The organism is Methylophilus sp. (genome assembly GCF_035460085.1).
In the GTDB taxonomy this organism is placed as follows: Bacteria; Pseudomonadota; Gammaproteobacteria; order Burkholderiales; family Methylophilaceae; genus Methylophilus.
Window position 1 is genome coordinate 20,056 of sequence record NZ_DATHWZ010000085.1, and the last position, 9,313, is coordinate 29,368.

Here is a 9,313-nt window from a genome sequence, read left to right on the forward strand (position 1 = left end):
AAGATGGCGATTCCTAGAAACACCAGTAAAACCGGCATTGGTATGACTTCTTCTCGCACCCGGGAGCGAATGTTGACGCGGTTGCGGGAGCAAGGCATACAGGATGAAGTGGTGATCAATGTGATGGCCGAGATTCCCCGCCATATTTTTGTCGATGAAGCCTTATCTATCCGTGCCTACGAAGATGTATCGTTGCCGATCGGTTATGGGCAGACCATTTCACAGCCATATATCGTCGCAAAAATGACGCAGATTCTGCGCAATGGCAAACCGTTGAACAAAGTACTCGAAATCGGCACCGGTTGTGGCTACCAGACCGCTGTGTTGTCACGCGTCAGCAACGAAGTGTTTTCACTGGAACGCATCCGGCCACTGGTCATGAAAGCCAGGACGCATTTGCGTACCTTAAAGTGCACCAATGTAAAACTGGATCACGCGGATGGCAGCATAGGCTTAAAAGACTACGGCCCGTTTGACGCCATTATGGTAACTGCTGCTTCAAGCCATGTGCCGCAGGAACTGGTTGACCAGTTGGCCGTCGGCGGCCGCATGGTGATTCCGGTGGGAACTGCAGAACAGGTATTGCATCTGATTGAAAGAACCGCGCAGGGTGTGCAGAAGACCGCCCTGGAGCCGGTCAAGTTTGTGCCATTATTAGGGGGAACTGCTTTATCATGAGATTACGCTCGCTACTGGTTACCGGAATGACTGCCGCCACCTTGGCAGCTTGCGCGTTAAATTCGCCCATGCCGCGCGCACCGGTCAGCAGCACGACCAAGGTTCCGGAAAGCAAACCTGCGACGCCTGTCTCAGTAGGTCCTAACCAGTACATGGTACAAAAAGGCGATAACTTGTATAACATCGGCAGGAAATTTGGTATTCCTTTCGTGAAACTGGCGGAAATCAATCAGTTGCAAACGCCTTATGAGATTCACGTCGGCCAGGTACTGAATATCAAAGCAGGCACAAGCCCGTCGAACAATAAAACTAACGACGCGGCATCGACTGACGATGCGGAAGTAGTGACGTCTGCGATTACGCGTCCTGAACTGACGCCTGCGACTGAAGCCCCCAGTGGTACTTCAGCCAGCCCTGTCGCGACTACAGAGGGAGTTAAAGTACCGGCAGATGGACAGGATATCGAAGCCGTTGCCGACAGCGATATTCAATGGCAATGGCCGCTTGCCGGTAAAGTCAGTGCAGGATTTGATCCGCAATTGAATAAGGGATTGAACATCACAGGCAATGCCGGGCAAACGGTTAACGCGGCTGGCGCTGGCAAAGTGATTTATAGCGGCATGGATGTACGCGGCTATGGCAAATTAATTATCATCAAACACAACAGCAACCTTTTGTCTGTATACGCACATCAGGGAAACTCCCTGGTGAAAGAAGGCTCTTTTGTGTCGCAAGGTGAAAAACTGGCGATACTACCAGCAGCGGCTAACAGCAAACCGCCTATGCTACATTTCGAGATCAGACAAAAAGGCAAGCCGGTTGATCCAGTCAGCTACTTGCCTGCTAATTCAACAGCAAATAACGGTAATAGCTAACTTAAACATAGCCTGGCTATGTCTGGGAATGTATCAAGCAATCAAATCGCACAGTGTGCATGATGTTTGAGAAAGGAAAGCTGTATGGATCCTAACCAATTCGACAAGAATCGTGACATCCGCCCGGATAGCGGGTGGCAAACGTTGCAGGCCCTGTTAACGGTTGCGCTGATCATCTGCGGACTGATTGGCATCGCGGTGCATATGTTTGGATCCGAAGTCACACCATTCGATTGGTGGTACTGGATCACCGCCTCACCAGTCAATACCGCCCTGGCTATCCTGGCAGTGGTCGCGATCATAGTCTTTCACCGCTACAACAGCCATATCAGCAATCAGCAACGACGCAATGCCAGCAACCTTCCCGTGTATGTCATGATGCTGGTAGGTGTATATTTCATTTACCGCCTGCTGACAACCGGACACTGGTAAGCTGGCCGATATCTTAAAAGATACCAGCCAGCGTAAATCAAGCACTTTTTGCGATTGCGCTTGAAACAAACCCGCTGCGGTTGATGCCACTAATAATGGCTTCGATTGAAGCGGTCACAATGTCAGGGTTAATTCCCACGCCGTAACACACCTTATCCCCGCAAACGACTTCCACAAAAGCACACGCAGACGCTTCACCCGCTGATGCACTGGCGCCAATCGAGCGCTCTTCAAAACTGCGCACCTGGGCAAACACGCCTATGCCTTGCAGCGCGTGAATCGCCGCATCCACCGGACCATTGCCGTGACCGCTCAAGATAGTGGCAACGCCATTTACCTCGACCGTCATACGGATGGTCTGGCCACCCTCCTCTGATTGCAACTGGTAATCCTTAAAGCTAAACGGTGCCGCAGGCTCTGTATAAGTCCGGTTAAAAAGCTGCCAGATATCTTTCGCCGTCACTTCGCTGCCATGTGTATCCGTATATTGCTGCACCACACCGGAAAACTCTACTTGCAGGCGACGCGGCATCACCACGCCATATTGGCTTTCCATCAGGTAAGCTACGCCCCCTTTGCCCGACTGGCTGTTGACACGGATAATCGAATCATAACTGCGCCCCAGGTCTTTCGGGTCAATAGGCAGGTAAGGCACATTCCAGAACGCATCTTGCTGCTGGCTGATCAATCCCTTTTTAATAGCATCCTGGTGTGAGCCGGAAAACGCGGTAAACACAAGGTCGCCGGCATAAGGATGGCGCGGATGAATATCGATCTGCGTGCACTCCTCCACCGTGCGTCCCACTGCATTCATATCAGAAAAATCCAGCCCCGGATGCACGCCTTGGGTATACATATTCAGCGCGACGGTCACCAGATCCACATTGCCGGTACGCTCGCCGTGACCGAACAGGCAACCTTCCACCCGGTCAGCGCCGGCCATGATACCAAGCTCAGTCGCCGCCACCGCGGTGCCGCGATCATTATGCGGATGCAGGCTGAGCATCACGCTGTCTCGCCTTGCGAGATGCCGGTGCATCCACTCAATCTGGTCAGCATAAATATTCGGTGTAGCCACTTCAACGGTGGCCGGACAATTGATAATCACTTTGCGACTTGGCGTCGCGCCCCAGGCTTCAGTCACCGCGTCACAGACTTCCTTGGCAAACTCGAGTTCGGTAGCAGTAAAGGTTTCCGGGCTGTATTGCAGGATCACTTCGGTTTCCGGCATATCGGCAGCCATGATTTTCACCAGTTTGACTGACTCTACCGCCATCGCCTTCACTTCGGCTTTGCTCATGTTAAAGACCACTTCACGAAAGGTCGGCGAGATCGCATTGTAGATATGTACAATCACGCGTCGCGCACCGCGTATGGATTCCATAGTGCGACGGATCAGGTGCTCTCGCGCCTGCGTCAGCACCTCTATCGTCACATCATGGGGAATATGGTCCTGCTCGATCAATGTACGGACAAAATTGAAATCGGTTTGCGAAGCCGATGGAAACGCCACTTCAATTTCTTTAAAACCAATCTCGCACAGCATCTTGAACATGCGCATCTTTTTGTCGGCATCCATAGGCTCAAACAGAGACTGGTTGCCATCACGCAGGTCTGTACTCATCCACACCGGTGGTTTTGTAATCACGGCATTCGGCCACTGCCGGTCTTTAATATTCACCGGTGGGAATGGTTGATATTTTTGTGAGGGTTGTGCGTGCATGCTGTACTCCGTAAACGTTGACTCGATAGGAGACATCATAAACACTTTGCCAAAAATATTATTGCGTAATTGGCTTTAAATAAGATTATATTAAAATTTAATTTTATTATTATAAAAATATGTGTAATATTATTTCAACTTTTAATTGAATATTAAATTTTATGAAATTAGACCGTTTTGACAGAGCCATTCTTGACCTTCTGCAACTCGATGGCAATATCAGTAATCAGGCATTGGCTGAGCGTATTGGGCTCTCCCCTGCCCCTTGTTTGCGCAGGGTAAAAGCACTCGAACAAGCCGGGCTGATCACCGGCTACCAAGCCATGGTCGATGCAAAAAAACTGGGATTGAGCCTGATGGCATTAATAGGGATCTCCATGGACCAGCACACGCCGGAACGTTTCGCAAATTTTGAAGCCAGCATCGTCAATGTGCCTGAAGTGCTGGAATGCCTGCTGATCACCGGCCAGCAATCAGACTACTTACTGAAAGTAGTGGTAAAAGATATGGATGATTACCAGCATTTACTACTGCATAAAATCACCAGGATTACCGGCGTGACCGGTGTACATACCAGTTTTGTATTGCGCAATGTCATTGCACGTGCCAGGTTACCTATCATCTAGAAACAAAAAAGCCATGCAATGCATGGCTTGGTCATACTACTCAGCATTATTTTTTCTTGGCATCTTCTTCTGCATAGTGATTGCGAACTTGGGTCATATCAAAATCACGTGCCCATTTAATGATTTCATCAAATGCGGGCGCACCAATTTCGCCAACCTGGGCATGAATGCCGGCACGCTCGCGGATCACCAGCAAACCTGGAATCTGTTTTACATCAAAATAATCCGAAATTTCCCCGTCAGTTTCAGTATTCACCATCCCAAATATAATATCCGGGTTCTTTTCAGCAGCGGCCTCAAATGTTGGCGTAAATGCCACACATGGATCGCACCAGGGTGCCCAAAAATCAACGATCACAAAATCGTTACTTTCAATGGTTTCTTTAAAATTCGCTTTCGTCAGCGTCAACACTGCCATGAGATTTCCTGTTCCTGTAGATTAATTTTTGTGCCGTTATTGTAGCAGAGGAAACCACCGACCATGCCACCCTGCATACATGATTGCTTTACGCTGCATACAAAATTAAAGTATTGCTAAATGCGGGAGCGGCTCCCTTACAATTGAATAATATCTCAGCTGTTGTATCATCCATACAGCTAGGAAGTGAGGACGACCCCACCGCTCTATTATTCTCCCAGGGACGACCCTGAAAAAAGAGGAACGAAATATGGCCTGGTTTATTCTTGTGATTGCAGGACTATTCGAAGTGGGTTGGGCGATAGGGTTGAAATATACTGAAGGCTTTAGCAAACTATGGCCCACCGTTGGCACAGTGCTGGCCATGGTGATCAGCCTGGGTTTGCTGGGAATTGCCATGAAAACGCTGCCGGTAGGCACCGCCTATGCTATCTGGGTTGGGGTGGGAGCAATAGGCACCGTGATACTGGGCATGGTATTGTTTGGGGAGCCAGTCACCATGTTACGAATTGGCAGCCTGGTATTGATTGTGGCCGGGATCATTGGCCTCAAGCTCGCAGCGCTCATGTAGCCATCATGTAGTTGCAATAAAGCAGGTGTAATTAAAGTGGGTCCAAACACCTGCTCCTTCCAAGAAAAATAGCACAGAAGGGACCGATGATGATTCTTTACGTCGATGCTAATTATCTTTCACCCTACGCCATGTCCGCTTATATCGCACTGCGGGAAAAGGGTTTGAAATTTGAACTAAGGCTAGTCAATTTGCGCAAACAGGAGCAGGCATTGCCTGAATATGCCGCTGTCTCCAATACCCAGCGCGTGCCCACCCTGGTGGATAGCGAACAAAATTTCAATTTATCTGAATCATCAGCGATTGCAGAATATATCGATGAGCAATATAGCGGTACGCCACTTTATCCGTCGGATATTCAATCCAAAGCCAAGGCCAGGGAATTGCAAGCCTGGCTGAGAAGTGACCTGCTACCCATACGTGAAGAGCGGTCAACAGAAGTGGTATTTCTGACGCGTTCGCCGCCACCTTTATCTGCTCAGGCGCAAGCAGCGGCAAATAAACTATTCCATGCTGCAGCACAGCTTTTACAGCCCGGCCAAACGCATTTGTTTGGTGACTGGAGTATTGCGGATGCTGATCTTGCAGTGATGATCAACCGCCTGGTATTAGCTGGTGACCCGGTGCCAGAACATTTGGTTGATTACGCAGAGCTACAGTGGCAGCGGCCTAGCGTACAGGAATGGGCTAACTTGCCCAGGGTGATCTCTTAACGGTGACTTCTTATTTTATTAAGTAAAAGTGCGATCGGCTTTCACTCATCGCACTTTATCTAATCCGTTAAAAACCAATTTATATGAGTTAAGTGATAGATGCTGGATTGTTAAACAATCGCGTTATCCCACACGCCATCAAAAAATAACTCACCCAGCGGTTGGCGATTACGCGCAGCCAATTCACGTTCTTTCACATCGTCAGGCAATCCTTCAACGGCAGCCTGGTAACCCACAGTCACCATCGGCAATATCTGGAAACGTTCCGGTACTTTGAAAGTGCTACGCGCTTTGTCGGCATCAAAGCCACCCATCTGGTGCGCCATTAACCCTAATGCTGTGGCTTGCAGGCACAGATTTTCTGTCGATGCCCCGGTGTCGTATGGTGCCCATTTATTTGGCTTGCCATTGCTGCGGAATACCGTGTCTGCGCAAATCAGCAACAACACCTGCGCATTGACGGCCCAAGCCTGGTTACCCGGCACCAGGCAATCAAATGCCGCTTGCCAGGCCTGCATATTATCGGCCTTATTACAGACCACATAGCGCCATGGTTCATCACCAAAGCACGATGGTGCCCAGCGCGCGGCTTCCAGCAAGCTGATGACCTGGTCTTTGGTCACCGGTTTATTGGCGTCGTAAGCACGACCGCTCCAGCGGTTGGCAATCACTTCATGGATAGGTTGTTGCGTAATGGCGGGTTTTTGTATGGTCATAGATCCTCACAGTTGTTTTTTCAAAGTGTATAGCAGCTCTAAAGCCTGCTTGGGCGTTAAATCATCGGGTTGAATGCGCTCTAATTCTGCGACCACAGGATGCAACGGTGGTTCTTCAGGCTCGGCATCCATCGCAAACAGGTCATTTTGTGGCGTTGCCGCGATCGTTTGATTCTCGAGTTGCTGCAGTTTGCGCTTTGCCAGTTGCACGACTGATTTTGGAATCCCCGCCAATTGCGCTACCTGTATACCGTAACTCATCGTCGCAGCACCCTCCTCCACCTTGTGCAGAAACACAATGCCTTTGCCGTGTTCGACTGCATCAAGATGTACATTGGCAGCATGCTTAGCCTCATCAATGATCCGTGTCAGTTCAAAATAATGCGTGGCGAACAGGGTGAGGGATTTATTCTTTTCGAGTAATTGCTTGGCCACCGCCCAGGCCAGGCTTAAGCCATCAAATGTACTGGTGCCACGGCCTATCTCATCCAGCAGCACCAGGCTATTCGCACTGGCATTATTGAGGATATTGGCTGTTTCAGTCATTTCAACCATAAAGGTAGAGCGTCCCCCCGCCAGGTCATCCGACGCACCGATGCGGGTAAAGATACGGTCTACCTCACCAATGACTGCCGCTTGCGCCGGCACAAAACTGCCACAATAAGCGAGCAGTACGATCAATGCCGTCTGACGCATATAAGTGGATTTACCACCCATATTCGGGCCAGTAATTAGTAGCAACTGGCGAAACGGATTGAGCATGACATCATTCGCTACATAAGGCTGGGCGATACTTTCCACCACCGGATGACGTCCATACTGGATATCCAGGCCAATCTCGGCATGGAACTGCGGTTGTACGTAATTCAGCGCCCGCGCGCGTTCGGCAAAGCAGGCCAGCACATCCAGCGTAGCGACAGCGGTGGCAATACGTTGCAAAGCCACAATGTGCGGCAGCATGGCATCCAGTATCTGCTCATACAACATTTTTTCACGTGCCAGTGCGCGTTCATTGGCACTCAGTACTTTATCCTCAAAGGTCTTGAGTTCTGGTGTGATAAACCGTTCTACATTTTTCAGCGTCTGGCGCCGGCGATATTCAGCAGGCGCACTTTCGGCCTGCAAGCGGCTGATCTCAATATAAAAACCATGCACACTGTTATATTCGACTTTCAGATTGGTAATACCGGTTCGCGCTTTTTCAGCCGCTTCAAACTGTAACAGAAAGTCGCCGTGGTCAGTCTGCAAGGCCCGCAACTCATCCAGTTCCGCATCGAAACCCGAAGCAATCACGCCACCTTCACGCAAAATCGCTGAAGGCTCGGCCTGAATGGTCTGCACCAACAACTGTAAAGCTTCAGAAGGCACCTGCAACTCTGATAGCAAACTTTGTAATAACTCAGACTGGATATTTGGCAGCGTTTGAACCAGTGAAGGCAGTTGCAATAAGCTATCACGCAAACCAGAGAGATCGCGTGGACGCGCACTTCTCAGTGCTACGCGCGCAGTCATGCGCTCAATATCTCCAATTGGGTGCAGCGCCTGCTGTAATGCACTTTCCAGCGATTGCTCCCGTAATTCAGCCACCGCGAGATGACGTTGCTGTATCACCAACTGATGACGTAAGGGATGATGTAACCAATGCCGCAACAACCTCGCACCCATCGCGGTTCGTGTTGAATTCAGTAAGGAATACAAAGTCGGGCTGGCCTCACCACGAATGGTGGTATCAATTTCCAGATTACGACGGGTAGCCGCATCCAGTTGCAAATAGTGATTTGTCTGCTCTACACGCAAACCGGCAATATGCGGTAAAGCGGTTCGCTGGGTATTTTTAACATAGTCGAGCAAAGCCCCCGCGGCCGCGACGGCGACAGGCATTTCGGCACAACCAAACCCTCCCAGGTCATGAGTATTAAACTGCTGGCTTAAACTGCGTTGTGCAGACTCCAGGTCAAATTGCCACGGAGCCAGACGTTTCTTGGCGCAACGTGCCTGTTGCAATACCTCCGACACATGATCGTCACCCGTAATCAGTTCGGCAGGATGAATGCGCTCCAGCTCCTGAGACAAATGCCCGGGCGCAATTTCGCTTAATACAAACTCGCCGGAAGCCAGGTTCAGTCGCGCCAGCCCCAATACGCCATCGCCTTTGGCAATACACAATAAGGTATTGTCGCGTGTTTCATCCAGCAATGCTGCGTCGGTCAAAGTGCCCGGCGTCAGAATACGTACCACCTCACGCGCAACCGGCCCTTTGGAAGTCGCCGGATCGCCTACCTGCTCGCAAATGGCGACTGCCTCGCCCATTTTGGAGAGCTTGGCCAGGTACTGTTCTGCCGCATGATAAGGCAAGCCCGCCATTTTGATCGGCTCGCCATTACTGGCACCACGACGGGTCAGCGTAATGCCCAGTAATCGCGAGGCTTTTTCCGCATCTTCAAAAAACAATTCGTAAAAGTCGCCCATGCGATAAAACAGCAGCATATCGGGATACTGTGCTTTTAATGCGAGGTATTGCCTCATCATTGGGGTGTGGTTTTCGAAGGACATGCGGGAGG

At 50.2% G+C, this 9,313-nt stretch carries 10 protein-coding genes; 6 read left to right on the forward strand and 4 right to left on the reverse strand.

What is annotated here, in order from left to right; genetic code table 11:
• Window positions 1-3 precede the first annotated feature (3 nt).
• From VK958_RS11820 to VK958_RS11830, 3 genes are all read left to right on the forward strand, one after another.
• On the forward strand, window positions 4-678 hold the full coding sequence (locus tag VK958_RS11820) for a protein-L-isoaspartate(D-aspartate) O-methyltransferase (RefSeq protein ID WP_325241570.1): 675 nt from the start codon (window positions 4-6) through the stop codon (window positions 676-678).
• On the forward strand, window positions 675-1,553 hold the full coding sequence (locus VK958_RS11825) for a M23 family metallopeptidase (RefSeq protein ID WP_325241572.1): 879 nt from the start codon (window positions 675-677) through the stop codon (window positions 1,551-1,553). The genes VK958_RS11820 and VK958_RS11825 overlap by 4 nt, the downstream gene beginning before the upstream one ends.
• 84 nt (window positions 1,554-1,637) lie before the next feature.
• A complete protein-coding gene (locus VK958_RS11830; protein ID WP_325241574.1) occupies window positions 1,638-1,985 on the forward strand; it encodes a hypothetical protein in 348 nt (115 codons plus the stop codon).
• Between the two features lie 37 nt (window positions 1,986-2,022).
• Here VK958_RS11830 and leuA read toward each other — a convergent pair whose 3' ends face one another.
• Window positions 2,023-3,708 carry a 2-isopropylmalate synthase gene (gene leuA / locus VK958_RS11835; protein WP_325241575.1) on the reverse strand — a complete coding sequence of 562 codons (1,686 nt, stop codon included), beginning with the start codon at window positions 3,706-3,708 and terminating at the stop codon, window positions 2,023-2,025.
• A gap of 161 nt (window positions 3,709-3,869) precedes the next feature.
• On the opposite strand from leuA, the gene VK958_RS11840 reads away from it, so the two are divergent.
• The gene (locus VK958_RS11840; RefSeq protein ID WP_325241577.1) at window positions 3,870-4,334 is read left to right on the forward strand and encodes an Lrp/AsnC family transcriptional regulator; all 465 of its coding nucleotides are present in this window, start codon (window positions 3,870-3,872) and stop codon (window positions 4,332-4,334) included.
• Between the two features lie 46 nt (window positions 4,335-4,380).
• On the opposite strand, the gene VK958_RS11845 is transcribed toward VK958_RS11840, so the two are convergent.
• A complete protein-coding gene (locus VK958_RS11845) occupies window positions 4,381-4,752 on the reverse strand; it encodes a thioredoxin family protein (protein WP_325241579.1) in 372 nt (123 codons plus the stop codon).
• 250 nt (window positions 4,753-5,002) lie between these two features.
• Between VK958_RS11845 and sugE the strand changes: the two genes are divergently transcribed.
• On the forward strand, window positions 5,003-5,323 hold the full coding sequence (gene sugE / locus VK958_RS11850) for a quaternary ammonium compound efflux SMR transporter SugE (RefSeq protein ID WP_325241581.1): 321 nt from the start codon (window positions 5,003-5,005) through the stop codon (window positions 5,321-5,323).
• A gap of 86 nt (window positions 5,324-5,409) precedes the next feature.
• The gene (gene yfcF, locus VK958_RS11855; protein ID WP_325241583.1) at window positions 5,410-6,036 is read left to right on the forward strand and encodes a glutathione transferase; all 627 of its coding nucleotides are present in this window, start codon (window positions 5,410-5,412) and stop codon (window positions 6,034-6,036) included.
• A gap of 110 nt (window positions 6,037-6,146) precedes the next feature.
• On the opposite strand, the gene VK958_RS11860 is transcribed toward yfcF, so the two are convergent.
• Both VK958_RS11860 and mutS read right to left on the reverse strand, forming a co-directional pair.
• Window positions 6,147-6,746: a nitroreductase family protein gene (locus VK958_RS11860; RefSeq protein WP_325241585.1), complete on the reverse strand. Its 600-nt coding sequence runs from the start codon at window positions 6,744-6,746 to the stop codon at window positions 6,147-6,149.
• A 12-nt stretch (window positions 6,747-6,758) separates the two neighbouring features.
• Window positions 6,759-9,281 carry a DNA mismatch repair protein MutS gene (gene mutS, locus VK958_RS11865; protein WP_325241587.1) on the reverse strand — a complete coding sequence of 841 codons (2,523 nt, stop codon included), beginning with the start codon at window positions 9,279-9,281 and terminating at the stop codon, window positions 6,759-6,761.
• Window positions 9,282-9,313 lie beyond the last annotated feature (32 nt).

Coding starts and splice junctions, on each gene's coding strand:
- VK958_RS11820 (WP_325241570.1), top strand. CDS start 4: ATGGCGATTCCTAGAAACACCAGTAAAACCGGCATTGGTATGACTTCT.
- VK958_RS11825 (WP_325241572.1), top strand. CDS start 675: ATGAGATTACGCTCGCTACTGGTTACCGGAATGACTGCCGCCACCTTG.
- VK958_RS11830 (WP_325241574.1), top strand. CDS start 1,638: ATGGATCCTAACCAATTCGACAAGAATCGTGACATCCGCCCGGATAGC.
- leuA (WP_325241575.1), bottom strand. CDS start 3,708: ATGCACGCACAACCCTCACAAAAATATCAACCATTCCCACCGGTGAAT.
- VK958_RS11840 (WP_325241577.1), top strand. CDS start 3,870: ATGAAATTAGACCGTTTTGACAGAGCCATTCTTGACCTTCTGCAACTC.
- VK958_RS11845 (WP_325241579.1), bottom strand. CDS start 4,752: ATGGCAGTGTTGACGCTGACGAAAGCGAATTTTAAAGAAACCATTGAA.
- sugE (WP_325241581.1), top strand. CDS start 5,003: ATGGCCTGGTTTATTCTTGTGATTGCAGGACTATTCGAAGTGGGTTGG.
- yfcF (WP_325241583.1), top strand. CDS start 5,410: ATGATGATTCTTTACGTCGATGCTAATTATCTTTCACCCTACGCCATG.
- mutS (WP_325241587.1), bottom strand. CDS start 9,281: ATGATGAGGCAATACCTCGCATTAAAAGCACAGTATCCCGATATGCTG.